This window comes from Paenibacillus sp. UASWS1643 (assembly GCF_008693195.1).
In the GTDB taxonomy this organism is placed as follows: domain Bacteria; phylum Bacillota; class Bacilli; order Paenibacillales; family Paenibacillaceae; genus Paenibacillus; species Paenibacillus amylolyticus_B.
Map to the genome: position 1 here is coordinate 973,299 of NZ_VXKZ01000115.1, position 18,620 is coordinate 991,918.

Sequence of the window (18,620 nt, forward strand, 5' to 3'; positions counted from 1 at the left end):
CTTTTTCATAGGATCAATTCGCATACTTTTGCCTGTATTCTACAGGTTTCATGGCGGTTCGTTTTTCGAAGTGTCTCAAAAAATGCTGGTAACTGCGGTACCCTACCTGCTCTGCAATCGCACTTGATGTTTGATTCGTCTGCTGGAGCAGACGCTTCGCTTCTTCCATTCTTAGATCATGTACTACCTCGATTACACCCTTACCATACTTTCGCAAAAAGGATTGCCCTAAATGGACAGGATTCACGTAGAAACGTTCTGCGAGCTCCTGGATCGTAAATGTCTCTCTGTAATGCATCTGAACATATTCAGCAACCGTCGCCTGGATGCCACCCATTTGCCTCTCCCGGAAAATTGCCAGTTCTGACTTGCATTGCAAACAGAAATGTTCCAGATTGTTAGCAACCTCTTCTATATTTCGATGACCCTTCTCCAGAATTCCGCTCGCCAATTCGTTCATTAGAGCATTAGGTTCTCCTCCTAATTCTCTACACAGGGACAATCCGCGGAATATAATATGGGTAGAGAAAATATGTACAATCTCTGGCGCAGCCTTCATCTGTACAAACAGTTCAAAAGCACTCCGAATCGCAGACGAGAGTTCCTCTACAGAACCGTTTTCAAGCAAATCGCAAATATGGTCCACCTCTGACAGCGTTTCCGGATCAAACTGCCAATTCTCCAGCTGAATATCTTCGGCAAACAAAAGACGCTCTTGGTTAAAAAACAAATAACGCCCAACTTCCTGAGCGGAGCGGAAGGATTCAGATAAATGCTCCAGTTTGTTGACCGTTAATCCAACCGCGATATGAATTTCTTCGCAGCCGTTATGTAGCATATTGTTCATCAAACGCTGGGTAAAAGCTTTAATTGCTTCAAATGTCTCATTTCTATCATTCGTTTCCTCCCCCCATACAAGTCCCAATGAGTCTCTTGTTCTGTCTATCACATAACAGCGAGTTGTTTCTTCAGCCGTTTGTTCGACTACTGAACAGACTTCCTGAATATCTCCCTGAAAGGCTATCCGCAGGTATGCCCAATGGGACTTGTTTAAACGAGGAAGGATCTCTGACAACTCCTCCTCCGATATATTTTGCTTATCCTTAATCAGTGCAGACAAAAACGCTTTGATCCTTTGCTCGTTTGCATGTTCCCTTATACGCTCCTGGTTTTCACGCTCCTGCAATTGCGTACGGAGACGGACCAACATATCCTCTGCTTCTGTACTGTCAACCGGTTTGGTTAGATAGTTGGAGACACCTAATCGAATAGCTTGTCTGGCATAATTAAAGTCACTGTATCCACTCGTGATGACAAACAGCACAGACTCATGTTCCAATCGTCGTGCTTCTTCTACAAGTTCCAGCCCATTCATCACAGGCATACGAATGTCTGTCACCACGAGATCAGGTCGATCTTGTTCCATCATCCGAATGGCTTCCTCACCGTTGGCGCACACACCTCTGATTTCGAAACCATACTTTTCCCAATTGATCAGAAGCTGTAACCCTTCAATGGCATACGGTTCATCATCGACTAACAGTACTTTATACATGAGAGTTTACCTCCTATTTCCTCTGTTCCAGCTTAGAGATCGGTATACGGTACCCTGCAATGGTTTCCTTTCCAGGTACACTGCTTAGATCAAATATCGAATTTCCTTCGTAAAAGAGTTCCAACCTGCGGTAGACATTGCGGAGTCCTACATGCTCGCCGTTCCTGGGTCTTTCAGAACGAATATCTCGCAGGAGCTCGGTTAGTCTACCTGCATCCATACCGATTCCATTATCGATGACCTGAATAACCAGTTCAGAAGCGTTTCGTCTCGCCGTTATCTTGATCTCTCTTCCATTTTTTCGCGCCTGCAAGCCGTGTTTGCAGGCATTTTCGACGAGCGGTTGAATGCTCATGCGAGGAATGAGCAACGAAGCTGCATCAGGATCGACCTCGAAGGTGTAATCAAACAGCTCTCCAAAGCGAAACTTCTCAATCTGGAGATAAAGATTCGTAAATTGCAGCTCTTCTTTCAAAGGAATCAGATTGTCAGAATGACTGAGCAACTGTCTCATCAGTTTGGACAGACTTTTAATAATCTCAATTACTTCCGTATATCCATTCTTTGTACTGACGACCAGCAAGGCATTCAATGTGTTAAATAAAAAATGGGGATTCATCTGACTCTGGAGCATGGACAATTCAGTCCTCACTTGATCCAGCTCCAGATCTTTTTGACGGATTTCCAGTTTATATACGTCATTAATCAGCGTATGAATTTTACCAATCATGATGTTAAATGTACGAATAAGCCCGCCGATTTCGTCGCGGCCTTCCTGAATTTCAATCAGATCGAATCGTTCATTGCGAACCTTCTCCATATGTCTGGATAGCTTGCGAATCCGATAGTGATAGGAACGCAAAATAATGTAGATCAACACAGAGGGGACTACAATACTTATTGCCAGTAACCCCAAAATTGATTTGAAGGCTTCTTGCAACAGGTGGTCAAGGTGACGCGTATCGGCAACTCCAATCAATTTCCAACCCTTAAGGTACGCTAGATTCCCCAATGATTTCTCGAGCGTATAAGCAGAATTTCCAGATTCCTTGGCTGTTGAATTGTTATCCGGGTTGGATAAGTCGGTTTCGCTGAATTCCCCACTTGAAACGACAGTTCGATTGTTGCTATCGACCAGACGCAGCTGAAGACTGTCTGATTCACGATTTAAAATGCTATACACCCGGCTAAGTTCGAGATCAATCTTGGAATACTTGTTGTAATTGGCAAAGGAAGTATAGGTATCCATTTTGCCAATCACACTGATCCTTCTTCCCGCGTTAAATCCAGACGGCTCAACATAATCAACGACAAGAATGCCTCCACTGGTGGATTTCAGCTGTTTCAATCCAGGAAGTACATTCTTGTCTTTCATCACGATATAGTGACTGCCCGTCTGAATGGTATCGTTATCCGTATAGATACGCACCTCCAGAATATTCGCTGACATATACCTTGTTAATTTATCTCGCAGAAATGCATGGTACACGTTGTAATAATCGACGGGGGAAGGATAGGTCCGGTCCAAAGCCTCGTAGAGCGAATCGTCTGCTGCAATAATTCGGCTCAGAGCAACGCTCTCATCAATCATGCCAAGCAGTTCCCCCGCTGCCCTGTCGATAGATTTGCGCAGATTTTCCTGTTCTCTAATCTTGATGTCCGCAGAGGTTCGTTGATAGAAGAAGATATTAATCGTTATTACAGGAAGGAGAATACTAAGTACATAAATAAGCAGAAATTTGGATCGGAGAGGAATATCATTAACCTTACGGAACATCCAGAATTTATGACGCATATGATCACCCTTGGTTTTTGTTTTTATAGACGGATGGAAGCTCCCCTGTATGTGCTCTGAATTTTTGGGTGAAATATTCAGCATCATGATATCCCAGACTGAATGCAATTTCAGTGATCTTCATATTGGTGCGTCGCAGGAGTTTACGGGCTTCCTCAACTCGAAGCTGGTGCACATAGTCAATGAAACTGACTCCCATCTCCCGCTTGAACTGTTGACCCAGGTAGGCAGAATTCACGTGAATACGATTAGCTACATCCTGTAATTTAATTTTGCTTCGATAGTGTTGCTTCAATTCATTCACTGCTTCTGCAACAAGCCCTCCTGTACGCGACTTTTGCTTCAATTCAGACTGGGAAAGTTGCTCGGACAATCGAACACACAGGTCTTGTAATGTGCCAGAAGTCCAACTCGCAGCCTCATGCCATTCTTTCTTACATAGTATTTCTCTGCAAACCTCTCTTTTTCCATATTTCCGTAGCAACTCCCCATGGATATATCGGATGACATGATGTATCCATTCCAATGAAACTTCTGCTGTCTCACTCTTCTCTAGCAATGCACTCACTGCATTATCGATGAAAAAAGTGTCTCCGGCTTCAATCGACGCCAAGATATCTTTGGAGATGTTCATCATTTGCTCTAAATCATATTCTTCGCTTGTTCGATATTCATTAAGATGATTTTCATGGGCTTCATCTGTAACCATGATTCCATGCTGCTGTTTTTGCTCATTTCTACGTTTGTCCAGAGGTTCAATCATTTCCATAAGGATTTGATGAATTTCCTCTGGAACAAGAGGTTTAAGCACATACTGATCGACCTGATACCGTATGGCTTGCTTGGCATAATTAAAATCGGAGTATCCTGTAACGATAACGATTTTGGAGGTATAAGCGAGATCTTCTCGCAAGGTGTGAATCAAACCGAGACCATCCATAACAGGCATTTGAATATCGGTGACGACAAGATCGGGTTCAACCGAGTTGAATAAAGCAAGTGCTTCCTCCCCATCCGTTGCCGTTCCACAGAGTTCATATCCACAAGCTCGCCAGTCGATCATCGTTCTCCATCCTTCTAGCATAAACGGCTCATCATCTGCGACAATGACCTTGTACATTAGCTCACCTCTCTTTTGTCCGTGATCAGCTGCATGTATTTTATCTATATCTATGGGTAGATTTCATTTGTTCCGAAAACGCTAAACAGCAGAACAACAGCAGGATTGTTGTCTGCTCGCACAACTTGGAGAATTTCAGAATCTGAAGATATATGCAATTGTATAAGAAATAACATTCTCACCAGTCTAATCGTCATTAATCGATAACTTAGAATTGTATCTATCAGACGTATTATAAGAACGCTCCGATTATAACGAAGCGCCGGGAATGACAATACAAGTGTAACGCTTACATTTTTGCGCAACAACCTGATAAACTATAGGTTTTCACCCGACAAATTATAGGTCGAGCTCAGAAGTAATCCACTAACAGGCAAGAGATTTTATTCTCCACGCACAATACGGAATCCTTGATCAGGCCCAAAACCATTTGCATCAAATTTGCCTCGGAATGCTATTTCATTGTTATTTACACCACCAATCCAGCCTCCGCCTTTCACCACTCGCCAGGATTGTTGTGGACTCTCCGGATCGCTGTACCAGTCCCAGCACCATTCTCTCACATTCCCAGACATATCATAGATTCCTAACTCATTCGCCTTCTGAGTTCCGACTTTTTTGGTTTGATTACGGTTGCTCTCAATAGCGGGCCAGCTCCAGTCACCCGTCAGAATGTTGTCGCCGGCATTTACCCAGTACCAAGCAACTTCATCAGGATTATTACTTCCGCTGTATGTGTAATTTAAGCTCTCTTGGCCCCCGCTTGCAGCGTATTCCCATTCTGCCTCTGTGGGTAAACGGTAACCGTTGGCATCCTCGTTGATCGTTACATTCCATTTGATATTGTCGTTCTCATTGTGATTATTCGTGTCCAGGTTATCCTTGTCTATATTGTAATAAGGTTTCAGGTTTTCTTTTATACTTTTTTGATTACAGTATTCTACTGCGTCATACCAGCTGACCATTTCAACGGGCAGGTCATCTCCCTTGAAGCCAGACGGGTTTTCCCCCATAATTTCCATCCATTCTTTTTGAGTCACTTCATATTTGCCAATATAGAAGGAGGCCAGCGTTTCATTTTTATTAATCTGACTCGGCTTACCGCTCTTGAAAGCCCCTCCTTCGACGAAAACCAAGTCATCGTTTAATTGTGAATTACCGGCTGAACAAGCACTCAGACTAACAACCATGACAATTAAGGTTAACCATACCAGCTTTCTCATTCAATTATTCTCCTTTGCTAAGCTTGAATCCGGCAACGTCGAGGTCCGTTAATCTGCTGAATAACGGTTCCTCAACGCTTCCGGAAAATTGAATTCAAATGCAAGTGCAGACGTTGAATTGCATTACATCACTATTACCAAACCGTCACGTTCGCGCTTCCGCTGCTTTGATAACCCTCCGTAGCCATCACCTGATAGGACCAACTATTTCCAAGGTACATCCCTTTGCTCGCCCACGCATTCACATGATTGCTGAACGTAATGGTAGAATTGACACCAGTCGGTCTCTTGGACTGTCTAACACTCCAATACTGAGGGAAAGTCTGCGTACCATCAATGGAAGGTGCATTGTATCTCATCGTTGTATAGATGTCATATGTGCCACCATCACTAGTCACCGTGCCCTTATACGTTCCGGTCGGACGATATGTTCCCCAGCTATCCACCACGTAATATTCAATTAAAGCGTTTCTTGTCCAACCATAGAAGGTGAGATAGCCGTTACCTGAAGGAGCGAACACACCGGCATTGTAATTGACTACTCGATTAGGTGTACCGTATGTCCACCCTTTCCCGACAACAAAGTTCCCGGTATTTTGCCAATTCACGCTGTAATTCCCGCCCGATCCATTCACGGCGTTGACCGTTCCTCCACCATCTGTCCAATTTTGCCAATAATCTGTTGCAGCACTGGATGTTGCTGCGAATACACCAAAACTCATGGAAGCTGCAAGAACAACAGTCATTAATTTTTTACCGAATTTGAACATAGAATGATACCTCCCGATATTTTAATAGATTTGGTTGATACTACAATCCGATATGAATGATCTTCAGCATATTCACTTGAAAAGTCGTTGCGAAAACAGATACAGATCGTTCTTCCATACGGGCCAATCATGTCCTCCACTTTCCTCATGCCAAATGTGAGGTACTCCGTGTTGCGCCAAATATTGGTGAACCCCAAGACTAATCTCTATAAGATTGTCCTGTTCACCGCAAGAGATCCATAACAGCGAGAGTAATGAAGGCGCTTTCGAAAGATCAGGGACAAGTAGCTCCGGACTTCTGGTGTTTGGGGCTGCGGAGAAAGCACCGATCCATGCAAAATGGTCTAGATTACTTAATCCGATATTTAAGGATTGACCTCCACCCATGGATAAACCAGCAATCGCCCTTTTATCCCGGCTTTTATGCAAAGGGTAGTTCAATTCCATGTAAGGTATGAAATCGTTGAGCAGATCGGATTCAAACCGTTTAAATGCTTTGATTTTCTCAGGTTCAAACAGGTCTCCTTCAGCTCGGTCATTCGACATTGCGCGACCGTTGGGGAAAACAATAACCATAGGCTCAAGCAAGTTATCGTTGTACAGATTATCGAGAATAATTTGCGGAGAACCATGAGTATGCCATTCGGTTTCATCTCCACCAATACCATGCAAAAGAAAAAGTACAGGATACATCGTTGTCGAACAAAATTCTGGTGGGGTGTACACCATCGCTTTACGGGAATTGCCAACCGTGGTGGAAGGATACTCTACCATCTCCATGACTCCACGTGGTATATTCTCCCGATACTGGTCATATCCCGTTACTGCTGGTGAAATCAATTCCATTCTCTTTTCCTCCGAACATATGAGTGACTATCAATCTTCAGTTAATCCACATAGCCAAAACCCAGAATGGTGAAGCATTTATGTTCATGACCTTCCGCCATTTCGATCTCTATGGAGTGCTCCCCCACATGCTCTTCGTTAAGCAGAAGTGTGGCATGGCAATGGGTCCAGTTCACTTGACGCGGATCGACTTTTTGGACGAATACCCCATCTACCTTGATATGTGCAGTTCCGAATTCATCTTTACCCGAATCCTTGAAGATCAGAATGAGGCGTTTGCACTGCAAACTTATACGAAAGCTGCTCTGATCCTCTTTTCCCTCTCCTGTACGCATCCAGTTGTTGGGGAACTGAGGTGTACCATAGTCATGAGCATCCATCTCAGCCATCTGCAGATCCGTGTCCGTTTTACAAAAAGAGCCTGCATCGATTCGGGCAATACTATTGCCGTTTTTCCGATCCAATAGCTTCACATGAACAAATTCATTTCCAATTAGCGGAGTTTTTTCAATATCATGATCTTTCTCATCCCACTCAGAACGATTCGTCACGTCGAACAAATATTCCAAACAATCGGCCATAATTCGATGCCCTATGTTAGTTGGATGATATATATCATGGAAAAATTGCTTTTTGGAAATAACGTTGCCTTCACCTTTTGTCTTGTTGAACTGATCTACGACAGCATCTTTCACACTTACCATTGGCAGATCATAATGCCAGCCTACCGGAGCGAGACGATCCTGCAGATTCCAGTCATTTTCGAATACACTGAATAACAAGATGACCGCTGGCTTGTTATCGGCAGCAAGTGCTTTGAGCACCAGACTCTCGTAACATTTACCTTGGGTTTCATCATCTGCGTCATTAACTGCGAATTCGATTATGACAATATCCGGCTGAACGGCACCTCCCCTTAACACATCACGATCATAACGTACAATCCCCAATTCCGAAGGAGTTCCACCTACACCTGCTTTAATCAGATGAATTGGACTCTCTTTTGAAAGCGCAAACATAAACTTGAACGACTCATACGACCGATAAGAGTAACTTTGGAGATGAATAGGTATTGCACCAGCACCTTGGGTAATAGAGCCTCCAATATAAGCTATAACGACAGGTTCACCGTTTTTTGCCTTCTCAATGGCTCGTTTTAATCTGACATTATTCCCTTTGTTCAGAAGAGACCGGCCAATCATGTCGCGATATCCATGTGATTCAAAATCAATTGCGGGCTTGACTGACGACGCTGTCACTCCAACTGGATCGCGCGGTGCAGTGAATTCCGTGTTTTCACCTGCATCTTCTGAATCCTGGAGCATAAATTACCATCACATCCTTTCGGCTAGATTCTGATCATCCTCAAACCACATTTAAAGGATCACAGCTTGTATTATGATTAGATCAGGTGTGACCCTTCCCCCAAAGTGTATTCCTTACATAATTTTACAACAACCTGACAAATTATAGGATTTCCACCACTATATCATTTTAATTCGACTACAATCACATGCAAATTAGAACACCTATAATTTTTCATGTAAACGCTTTAATTTGTATACTATTTCCATGTTATAATTTTGAAAAACCGCATTGATGAAGGAGGAGACACATGAATATCACGGGTCAAGGCGCGTGGGATACGGGTACATATACAAATCTGTTTTCGAAGCTAGGTTACGATGAGAATGAGATCACGAACAGATTGGAAGAAACATGGAACGAGCTGTTTTATGGCGATGAAAATACTCGAATATATTACCCCATGGGTGAGGACAAGGGTTATTTGCTGGACACCGGTAATCTCGATGTTCGCTCCGAAGGCATGTCTTATGGCATGATGATGGCTGTTCAGATGGACAAAAAGGAAGAATTTAATCGAATCTGGAATTTCTCCCACACGTTTATGCAGCATACCGAGGGTCGATACAAAGATTACTTCGCTTGGCATTGCAAGCCTGACGGAACCAGACTCTCACAAGGTCCTGCTCCTGATGGTGAGGAGTTTTTTGCCATGGCGCTTTTTTTCGCCTCCAACCGCTGGGGCGATAGCGCTGAACCTTATGATTACAAGGCACAAGCCCGCAAAATCCTTCGTGCATGTATACATCAGGGCGAAGACGGCGAAGGTGACCCCATGTGGGACCCGGAAACAAAACTGATCAAATTCATTCCAGAAACACCGTTTAGCGACCCGTCCTACCATCTGCCTCATTTTTATGAACTATTCGGGAAATATGCGGATGAAGAAGATCAGGCTTTTTGGAATGAAGCGGCGGCCGCTAGTCGGGCTTACCTGCATACAGCATGCCATCCCGTAACAGGACTTTCACCTGAATATGCGAACTATGACGGCTCTCCGGCTCCAATACAGCCACATGGGGATTTCAGGCATTTTTACAGTGATGCATATCGTACTGCTGCAAATATTGCGCTGGACTGGGAATGGTTCCGCAAGGATCACTGGCAGATCGAGCAATCCAACCGGATTCAATCCTTCTTCAGTGATATTGAAATGTCCGATTATCGTCGTTATACAATAGAAGGTGAACCTTTCGACGAACCTTCACTGCATCCTGTAGGTTTGCTGGCTACCAATGCCATGGCTTCACTTGCTGCGGACGGTCCACATGCTGACACATTCGTTCGTAAGTTCTGGAACACACCTCTGCGTCAGGGTGAGCGACGTTATTACGACAATTGCCTGTATTTTTTCAGCATGCTGGCTCTAAGCGGAAGATATCGCATGTACTAAGAGAATGTGTACGAGCCGTTGAACCTGTCCTGTGAACGTTTGGCTTGCAGGACAGGTTCAATCACAGAATTCTAAGAAGAATGCAATGATATAACGATTAATCTATATCAATTAAAAAACGTTCCCGGCTCGCATATGTTGACTGCGAACCGGGAACGTTTGGTTGTGCAAATACAGGCAGTACCTTTTCCCGCTCTGACTGGATATAATTCAGATACTTTAATTATTTGGAAACAGAAGAAGTATCATAGGAAGACTGCATAATCTCCAGATATCGATTAATGTTCAGTCCCTCCAGGCCTTTCACATATTCATCCCAATCCTTATCCAGACTTTTGGCGCCTGTAATAAATTGCAGGGCGTTCTGATCAATGTAATCCTTGAGATTGGTCTGCATCATGCTGGCTTCATCAGCAATGGACGGATCTACCCACAATGCCCAATGAGGGAAAACCTCTTTTGGTTCCTTGCCCTCCATTAACAATGTCGCCTCATAGAGTCGTCGCTCATAACCATCATTGGCATAGATATCTGTCCCCTGTACTTCGGCGTCCCGATATGCACGGTGATGATTATACTGACTCAATGCAGCCCAACTGTCATTACGAGGTTCTTCTCCAGAAGGAAGCGGAATGGCTTTATATAACGGCTCAATCTGATCATTGAGCGCCACTTCTCCTTCTTGTGGTTTGCGCCAGCTTACGCCCTCTTCTCCCAGATATGATGCCATAGTCCCTTCTTGGGTATAGAAATAATCCAGCAGCTTTATGGCCGCGATCTGCGTTTCCTCACTGGCTTTGTTTGTCAGTACAAAGGACGCTCCGGGATCAATCGGATAGTTATACGTAGCATAAGTGGCATTTGGCCCCTTCAGTGGAGGGATGGGATTATAATCATTCCCGTAAGGTGAACCTTCCGCAGTCGTTACGAATAACGATGGATGCATGGCTGCTCCGGCACCCAGAAGCTGTGCGTCGGCGTTATCGCCAATTTTTTTGAAGGCCCCGACGTTTTGGGTAAATGCCCCTGGATCAATCAGCCCTTCATCGTACAGGGATTTAATATAGGCAAGCCCTTCTTTCCATTCCGGTTTGTTCACTACGGTCTCCACTTTCCCCTGATTGACAATGAGATAATTCCGATCGTCGTCATAGATAAAACCGTTCATCAAGTACGGAATAATGTGCACACCGAAATTTTCAGTCGAACCGCTTAGCGGTACTTCGTCGGCTTTGCCGTTCCCGTTCGGGTCTTTCGTTTTAAATGCCCGAAGCATTTCCTTAAATTCTTCTGTCGTCGCGGGTTCGGTCAAACCCAGTTGTTCCATCCATTTGGTGTTGACCCACATCTTGTTCGGGTATGAACAGTGAAAACATTCATTCAGACCCGTCAGACCATAGATATTTCCGTCGGGAGCAGTGTTCATGGCCCGATAATAGTCATTGCTTTCAAGCACTTTTTTAATATTGGGAGCATGCTCCTCAATCAGATCATTCAGCGGCAAAATAACCCCCTGCTGACCAAACTTCAACAAGTCTGTCTGGGAGAAACGATCTACCCAAGGAATGAGCAGATACAAGTCCGGATAATCACCGGAAGCCAGTGAAATCTGTCTTTTCTCCGCTGCACCGTCGAATGGAACCGTGGTCCAGTTGAACTGAATATCAAACTTCTCTTCCATTTTCTTCGTGAATTTATTAGTGGACAGGTTGGTATCCGAACCCTGGTGGGCAAACACATTAATGGCTGTCTTGCCTGATGGATCGCTGCCTTCCCCGTTCCCCTTATCAGAGCTTGAACATCCGGCAAGTACCAACGAGGTAAACAACATACAGGCAAGAATGATGAATCCCGCTTTTTTCAATACAATCCTCTCCCTCATGAATAATAGAAATAAATGAACTTATCCTTTGACTGACCCAATCAACATGCCTTGTACGAAATACCGTTGAACAAAAGGGTAGATGATTAGCACAGGCAAACTGGCCATCACAATTAACGAGTACTTCATGAGTTCAGCCATCTGCTGCTGTTTGATCATTTCCGATGCATCCATGTTCCCCGTACTGCTGTTCAGAATAAGAATACTGCGCAATATCAGCTGTAGCGGATAGAGCGACTGTGATTTCAGATAGATGAGGGCGTCAAAGTATGCATTCCACTGACCGACTGCGTACATAAGTGACAATACGGCGATAATCGGTTTGGCGAGTGGCAGGATAATACTGAAGATAAACCGGATGTCACTGCAGCCATCGATGTCTGCTGCTTCGGACAATTCTTCCGGTATCGAATTCTGAAAAAAGGTACGGGCAATGATGACTTGCCATACCCAGACGGCATTGGGAATCAGCAACGCCCAGCGGGTATCAATCAGTCCCATGGTTTTGACCACCAGATAGGTAGGAATCAAACCGCCCGAGAACAGCATGGTGAAGGTAATAAACATCATTAACGAGCTGCGACCAACAAACGTTTTTTTGGATAATGGATAAGCAATCATGATGGTCAGTGCCACGCTGATGAAGGTGCCGCAGGCTGTATAGAAAAGGGAATTGGCATAGCCGGTAAGGACTTGATCATTCCGCAATACAGACTTGTAACCGTCAAACGTCAGGTCAATGGGCCACAACCAGACTTTTCCCGAGGAGACGGCAGCAGGGCTGCTGAGCGAAGAACTCACGATATATATCAAGGGATACAGCACGGCAATCAGCACCACTGTCAACATGAAGTAAACAACCGTTATAAATACGCGGTCTCCCCAGGATTCACGAATCGTACTGCTGCTCTTGATCCGCGAACGACCTGCATTTGTCTGTGTGTTAGGCATGGGTTGGTTCTCCTCCTTTCGCTCCCGTTACCATAAGCTTGTATTGGACAGTCGCTTGGCGACCGCGTTTACGATTAATAGCAGAATCAGGTTAATCACCGAGTTGAACAGGCCCACCGCAGTAGCGAAGCTGTAATTGGCATTCAGCAATCCTATTTTATAGACATACGTGGAGATGATCTCCGAAGCAGACAGGTTGAGCGGATTTTGCAGCAAATATATTTTTTCGAACCCAACAGCCATGATATTCCCTACACTCAGGATCAGAATGATGACGGCTGCCGGAAGTAGTCCAGGCAGATCAACATTAATGATTTTCTGTATTCGGTTGGCTCCGTCCACTTTGGCGGCTTCATACAGGGATGGATCAACACCTGCCAGAGCAGCCAGATATATCACAGCGGAGTACCCCATTCCCTGCCACACATCGGAGAATACATAGATGGATCGAAACAGTCCAGGCTCACCGAGAAAATTCACCGCTTCGAAACCAAGGGCACCTGCAATCGTGTTGACAATACCCAGCCTAGGAGACAGAAAGAGCATAATGATGGAGACCATAACAACGGTAGAGATGAAATATGGAGCATACGTCACCATTTGTACTGTTTTTTTGAATCGTATGTTTTTGATTTCGTTCAGCGCCAGCGCCAGTAATATAGGAATCGGGAAACCAACGAGCAGGCTGTAAAACGAAATGTAGAGCGTGTTCTTGATCAGCATGACAAACGCCGGATTCTGAAAAAGTAATTCGAAATACTTGGTTCCGGCCCACGGACTGCCCCAGATCCCCTTGATGACGTTGTAATCTTTAAATGCCAGGACCGCATTCACCATGGGTACATACTTGAAAATAATAAAGTAAGCAATCGGTGGCAGGATCAGCAGATACAGCTGCCAATGTCGCCTCCAGCTTCTGGATAATGCTTGCTTCAAGGCAAACGGTTTACTTGGTTTGTCCACGGACTTTGATTCACTGGTCATTGTGGTTCTCAGAATCATCCCCCCATTCTTGGCTCCAAATCGTGCTGAACTGCAACTCAACTTGGTAGCGCTTACTTTTTTGAGTAATCATAAGATTGCGCTGGGGATGCGTAAAGGTACAGTTACGCTGAGAAAGTACAAAAAGCGAATATAGTTCCCGAGAAACAGCCTACATTAACCGCTATGAACGTCCATTTTCCGAAATACACTCGGAGAAATGCCGCGTACCCGCTTGAAAGCTCGGCGGAATGAATGTGCACTATTATACCCGGTGGCCTCCGCTATCTCGTCAATCGTCTGACCGGTAGAGTGCAACAAGTTCGAGGCAGCATCAATGCGTACCCGTTCTACATAATCGGAAAGATTCTCTCCTGTATGTTCTTTGAACAGTTGGGATATAAACTTCTCGGACTTGCTCATGTGCTCGGCAATCCGATAGATCGTCAAGTTTGCATCCCCATAATTATGTTGGATAAAACAAATCATTTCGCTTACAGTATCCGCATGTGCTCCTGCTCTTCTTCTCTGGAAATCACCGCAGATGTCTTCTGTTAACTGTTTGAATTTTGCCCGCAGCGAAGTAATCGTTTCTGTCATCTGAATGGATGTCACCCGAGATTTATATTCCTCCAGCAGGGAGGCATCCAGCTTGAATTTTGGTTCGTCCAGCTTCAGAAAAGTCCCCTTCAGCTCCATGATGAACTGCTGCGTCATCTCGTAGGACAGTTCCCGCTCCTCTAGATTACGAAGAAACAATTGCTCCAGAATGCGTATCGCCTCTTCAGGCTCACCGACTTTGATCGTGTTCAGCAGGCGCTGTTCAGACTCAATCGGATAATAGTACATTTCATTTTCCTTCATCGTATCTTCAAATCTCACCAGATGATCCGTTCCCATATGAATGGCATAATCCAGAGCTTGTTTGGCTTCGTCAAAGGAGCGACCCGCATCATTCCAGACCTCGTAAGCTGCACCTGTGCCAATTGTTGTGGATATCCGATGCTCTCGGTAGATCACTTCCATCAAGGTGTTCAGCTCTTTTTCACACCTCCCTATAGCTTCATTCAGTGAGTTCTCATCCAATGGACAGGCAAAAGCGATCTGGTCTGTTCCCCAATCCGTGATCAGCAGCTGCGCATTCCATTCTGTAAGTACTTGTTTGATAAGCAGCCTTGCAACACCCAGTTCATGGATAGTTTCTTCACTGTCCGGATTGGCATATCCGTTTACCTTCACTAAGCCTGCCAAGCCCTTACTGCTATGAAGAGAAATGTGCGCCTGGGATGAGATAACCTCCAACTCAAGTGAGGTATAGACTTCTCCGGTTAACAAACGTTTGATAAAACCGTCTCTCAATAACGGAATCTGCTCATTCATGGCGTTTTTAAGTGAGTCATTATTAGCAATCAGATTGTTAATATGGCTTGCCAAAAAATCATATTCATTGCCCCGTCTGCCTGGAGAATCGGTGATTTGTTCCCGAAAAGAGGCCAACAATCTGTAAACGGGTGCACTATTCCGATAGGCCAGAAACAGCCCGAATAACAGTCCCAAGGCAATGGTTGCCAAAGTAAAGACCAGCGTGACTTGTTTGATTTGGTCCGCTTTTGTCATGAGTGCTTTCTCCGGAATCCCTGCCATGTAATTCCATCCATTTTGACTGGACTGTATCGATATCAGCAGCCGACCATCATTTCCAGGCTGTACATTCTGCACGTTCAGCTCCGTTTCCCCAGTGTTACCTTCTCTCCGATGAATCTGTGCCATTTGCTCAGCCTCGGCCTGTTCAATGCCCAGGGAGAAAATGATCTGCCCTTCCGCATCGGTGACGAGAGTCCAGCCGCCATATTGATCCACAATATTTTGAGTAAGGCTGGCCATCTGATCCTGATCAATCATGACACCAATCGTCGCTTGCGGTTTGTTGAAGCTGTTCAAAGGCAGAGATTGCAGAAACGTAATGGCGGGAACGTCTGCAAGCACAGTGCCGAGTATTTCACGTTTATACTTTCGAAGCGGTATGATTTCATTGAGGTGTGGTTGTTTGAGAATTTGGTCATGCCATTGTTCAAACGACATACCGTCCAGCTGATTGGCAGCATAATAATGCTCTGGACGATAATACACAGTTCTTGGTGTGATGATGGCATTGTAGTTCGGAATGTGAATGAAGAAATGAGACAAGTAATCATTGGTACTGCTGTACATGGAGAGGCTCCGCTGCATGCGGTTCATACCGTAGACATTGTAGAGATCATGCGGCTTTGGGCCAGCAATTAAATTTTGCAAATCGGGATTGACGGCAAGCTGTCTGGTAAAAGCTTCGACTTGAAGAAGATTTCGCTCAATGATCTCTTTGCCAAGACTCAGCGACTTCAAACTGTTCTCAATGGAGCTGGAACGGGCTGCTTCAATGGAAGCTCGGTAAGAGGCATATCCCGCAATTTGAGGAATCATTAGAATGACAAGATACGAAATGAGGAATCGGCGGAACACGGGTGAAAATTTGGACCATAGGAGCTGCATATGTACCCTCCCTTTTTTATCAAGCGCTTACATTTCTCTGTGATAAGGTAGCTGTTCAATGATACACCGGGCATTTCTTCCTGGTGAAGGTACAACTTCTTCCTTATGGTACATTTACATACTGCAGCGTACAATGCTTGCATGAAAATAATTGTCACTCTGCAGGTTGACGCACAAATATAGTTGTATTTTACCTTCGCATGGTCTCATTCCCAAAGTATTAAAAATAAACGCAAAAAACCTCTCCAAGACATGGAATGACTTGGGGAGGTTTTTGTTTAACATTGTCCTTATTAATTGCTAACGGCAACAAATTTCCATTGTTGGTTTGTAGCACCTGTGTAGGTGTTCTGCTGCAGCTTGGCTCCATCCGAAGTGGAAGCGTTTGCCACTTCAATCGCTTTATTGCTGTTCACATTAATGATACTCCAGTAACCGTTACCAAGATCGTTGACCTTAAAATGCTGAGCGGTTGTGTTCAGATTGCTCATGAGTTGAACCGCTTCCCCATTGGTGAGGGTACCGTTGCGAATGTCGATGACTTTGTCCGGCGAGTTCACACTTGTCAGTGTATAGTTGCCGTTACCGATCGAAGTCAGAACCCACTTCTGGGGGTTACCGCCCAGATCGCTCCACTGCTGGAGCTGAAGATTATTTTCATTTTGACCACCAGGAACATCAACAACTTTGTTGGAATGCCGGGCTACGATTTTATAAGTTGCACCGGATACAAGACCCGTTGTCGGTCCGCCACCTTGTCCACTGCCCGGATAAGTCTGGGCACGTTCATGGTACCAGTTGAACAGGAATCGTCCCATGGCACTCCGTGAAGCATCTCCATCCCATTTCAGGCCTGCCGTAGGGTCGGCAAAGGAGCTTCGTGGTCCTTCACTTAGAATAAAACCGTTCATATGGGCTGCAATACTGACATTGCCTGCTGCATTGAAAATCGTTTTGGTATTGGTACCGAAACCTTCATTGCTACCATTAAACAGGTTCCAATAGGCCGAATCGCCAGGTTTGTTTTTGAACCAGGTTACCTCGGTAATGTTAATCGGATATTTATCAGCAGCTGCCTTCACGTTGGTATTCCACTGATCTTGCAGGATAGAAAAGTTGTCATATGCGCCATAACCAGGGTACCAGTGAACCGCATATCCATAGTTATTGAGCGGATCAGTCAATGGGTGGCTTGCCGTCAAGCTGTAAAATTGGTTGTATCCCAGACCTGCCGCCCAGATGACATTGTCCGCACCTTTGCTACGAATTGTTGAAATCATGGAATTTTGGAAATTACGCAAGTCATTCCAGTGATCCACAAAGTCATTTTCCCCGTTGTATCCACCCCAATGTCCATTGGCATAGGATTTCACCGGTTCGTTGATCAGTTCGAAGTGAACGTTGTCTGCACTTTTGATCTCCGGGCGTGAAGCGAGATAACCCCAGATTTCGTTGAATTTTTGCAAGTTGGCAGGTGTTGTTGCCTGATCATCCTTCAATGTGAAGTCCAGTCCCAGGACAACATAGACACCTTTTGTTTTGGCATATTGAATGTACGGAATAATTACATTTTGCGTAACGGTCTGCACACCGGCAAAGTTATATGTACCAGCAGCCACATCTCCCATGTCCTGACGATCGATGAACAGACGTACCTGATTCATATTCCAGCCATGATTGCTTCCGTATTTCGCGCTGGTGTCCGCAAATGTATCAGTAATGTCTTTCAGATAAGCCAGTGTAGCTGCATGACGGTTATTACCGTGCAGGTTGAGATAATAATTGCTGTCCTGATATGTCCAGTAGGCACCTGAGGGTTGATGCCAACCGTTCAGAAGCACAGGCTGGTTGTTGCTGTTCACCAGGTTTTTGCCGTTTACGTGAAGCTTGCCCATCGGCATACCCACCCATGCTTCGGCGCGGCTGCCTCCCCATGGAGCAATTGTAATTAATAAAGCCAGAATGAGTACAAGTTTACAAGATGTCATGAACTTCTTCACTTTAATTCCTCCTGATCTGATATATTACCTTGCAATATTGCGGGTAAGCTGCGTCAGAGTATCTCTGATCAAACAGATTGCTCAGGTCGGCGCCCGCTCCCGCAGCCCGTTCCATACCAGCAGGGGGATCCTGCGCAGGGAAGGATCCCGGTTCTGCTGTGAGCAGACGTTCATGAGATCGTTACATGCCCCCTTTTCACAGATGGAATG

General features: G+C 44.9%; 13 protein-coding genes. 1 reads left to right on the top strand and 12 read right to left on the bottom strand.

The window, feature by feature from the left end; translation table 11 throughout:
• Positions 1 to 13 precede the first annotated feature (13 nt).
• The 7 genes from FE296_RS28590 to FE296_RS28620 all read right to left on the bottom strand — a co-directional run bounded on the left by FE296_RS28590 (position 14) and on the right by FE296_RS28620 (position 8,634).
• Entirely contained in the window at positions 14 to 1,555 is a 1,542-nt protein-coding gene (locus tag FE296_RS28590; RefSeq protein ID WP_150367235.1) for a response regulator, read from the bottom strand.
• A 13-nt stretch (positions 1,556 to 1,568) separates the two neighbouring features.
• On the bottom strand, positions 1,569 to 3,350 hold the full coding sequence (locus tag FE296_RS28595) for a sensor histidine kinase (protein ID WP_150367236.1): 1,782 nt from the start codon (positions 3,348 to 3,350) through the stop codon (positions 1,569 to 1,571).
• A 4-nt stretch (positions 3,351 to 3,354) separates the two neighbouring features.
• Positions 3,355 to 4,470 carry a response regulator gene (locus FE296_RS28600; protein ID WP_124114712.1) on the bottom strand — a complete coding sequence of 372 codons (1,116 nt, stop codon included), beginning with the start codon at positions 4,468 to 4,470 and terminating at the stop codon, positions 3,355 to 3,357.
• Positions 4,471 to 4,853: 383 nt separating this feature from the next.
• Positions 4,854 to 5,693 carry a formylglycine-generating enzyme family protein gene (locus FE296_RS28605; protein ID WP_150367237.1) on the bottom strand — a complete coding sequence of 280 codons (840 nt, stop codon included), beginning with the start codon at positions 5,691 to 5,693 and terminating at the stop codon, positions 4,854 to 4,856.
• 134 nt (positions 5,694 to 5,827) lie between these two features.
• Entirely contained in the window at positions 5,828 to 6,463 is a 636-nt protein-coding gene (locus FE296_RS28610; protein WP_124114710.1) for a glycoside hydrolase family 11 protein, read from the bottom strand.
• Between the two features lie 72 nt (positions 6,464 to 6,535).
• Entirely contained in the window at positions 6,536 to 7,309 is a 774-nt protein-coding gene (locus tag FE296_RS28615; protein WP_150367238.1) for an alpha/beta hydrolase, read from the bottom strand.
• A gap of 41 nt (positions 7,310 to 7,350) precedes the next feature.
• A complete protein-coding gene (locus FE296_RS28620; protein WP_150367239.1) occupies positions 7,351 to 8,634 on the bottom strand; it encodes an SGNH/GDSL hydrolase family protein in 1,284 nt (427 codons plus the stop codon).
• 290 nt (positions 8,635 to 8,924) lie between these two features.
• Between FE296_RS28620 and FE296_RS28625 the strand changes: the two genes are divergently transcribed.
• The gene (locus FE296_RS28625; RefSeq protein WP_150367240.1) at positions 8,925 to 10,067 is read left to right on the top strand and encodes a family 8 glycosyl hydrolase; all 1,143 of its coding nucleotides are present in this window, start codon (positions 8,925 to 8,927) and stop codon (positions 10,065 to 10,067) included.
• A gap of 223 nt (positions 10,068 to 10,290) precedes the next feature.
• Here FE296_RS28625 and FE296_RS28630 read toward each other — a convergent pair whose 3' ends face one another.
• From FE296_RS28630 to FE296_RS28650, 5 genes are all read right to left on the bottom strand, one after another.
• A complete protein-coding gene (locus tag FE296_RS28630; protein WP_150367241.1) occupies positions 10,291 to 11,949 on the bottom strand; it encodes an ABC transporter substrate-binding protein in 1,659 nt (552 codons plus the stop codon).
• Positions 11,950 to 11,970: 21 nt separating this feature from the next.
• Positions 11,971 to 12,900, bottom strand: a complete 930-nt coding sequence (locus FE296_RS28635) for a carbohydrate ABC transporter permease (protein WP_091030502.1) — start codon at positions 12,898 to 12,900, stop codon at positions 11,971 to 11,973.
• A gap of 27 nt (positions 12,901 to 12,927) precedes the next feature.
• A complete protein-coding gene (locus tag FE296_RS28640) occupies positions 12,928 to 13,782 on the bottom strand; it encodes an ABC transporter permease (RefSeq protein WP_124115552.1) in 855 nt (284 codons plus the stop codon).
• 276 nt (positions 13,783 to 14,058) lie between these two features.
• A complete protein-coding gene (locus FE296_RS28645; protein ID WP_150367242.1) occupies positions 14,059 to 16,410 on the bottom strand; it encodes a helix-turn-helix domain-containing protein in 2,352 nt (783 codons plus the stop codon).
• Between the two features lie 293 nt (positions 16,411 to 16,703).
• On the bottom strand, positions 16,704 to 18,410 hold the full coding sequence (locus FE296_RS28650; RefSeq protein ID WP_150367243.1) for an RICIN domain-containing protein: 1,707 nt from the start codon (positions 18,408 to 18,410) through the stop codon (positions 16,704 to 16,706).
• Positions 18,411 to 18,620 lie beyond the last annotated feature (210 nt).

Coding starts and splice junctions, on each gene's coding strand:
- FE296_RS28590 (WP_150367235.1), bottom strand. CDS start 1,555: ATGTATAAAGTACTGTTAGTCGATGATGAACCGTATGCCATTGAAGGG.
- FE296_RS28595 (WP_150367236.1), bottom strand. CDS start 3,350: ATGCGTCATAAATTCTGGATGTTCCGTAAGGTTAATGATATTCCTCTC.
- FE296_RS28600 (WP_124114712.1), bottom strand. CDS start 4,470: ATGTACAAGGTCATTGTCGCAGATGATGAGCCGTTTATGCTAGAAGGA.
- FE296_RS28605 (WP_150367237.1), bottom strand. CDS start 5,693: ATGAGAAAGCTGGTATGGTTAACCTTAATTGTCATGGTTGTTAGTCTG.
- FE296_RS28610 (WP_124114710.1), bottom strand. CDS start 6,463: ATGTTCAAATTCGGTAAAAAATTAATGACTGTTGTTCTTGCAGCTTCC.
- FE296_RS28615 (WP_150367238.1), bottom strand. CDS start 7,309: ATGGAATTGATTTCACCAGCAGTAACGGGATATGACCAGTATCGGGAG.
- FE296_RS28620 (WP_150367239.1), bottom strand. CDS start 8,634: ATGCTCCAGGATTCAGAAGATGCAGGTGAAAACACGGAATTCACTGCA.
- FE296_RS28625 (WP_150367240.1), top strand. CDS start 8,925: ATGAATATCACGGGTCAAGGCGCGTGGGATACGGGTACATATACAAAT.
- FE296_RS28630 (WP_150367241.1), bottom strand. CDS start 11,949: ATGAGGGAGAGGATTGTATTGAAAAAAGCGGGATTCATCATTCTTGCC.
- FE296_RS28635 (WP_091030502.1), bottom strand. CDS start 12,900: ATGCCTAACACACAGACAAATGCAGGTCGTTCGCGGATCAAGAGCAGC.
- FE296_RS28645 (WP_150367242.1), bottom strand. CDS start 16,410: ATGCAGCTCCTATGGTCCAAATTTTCACCCGTGTTCCGCCGATTCCTC.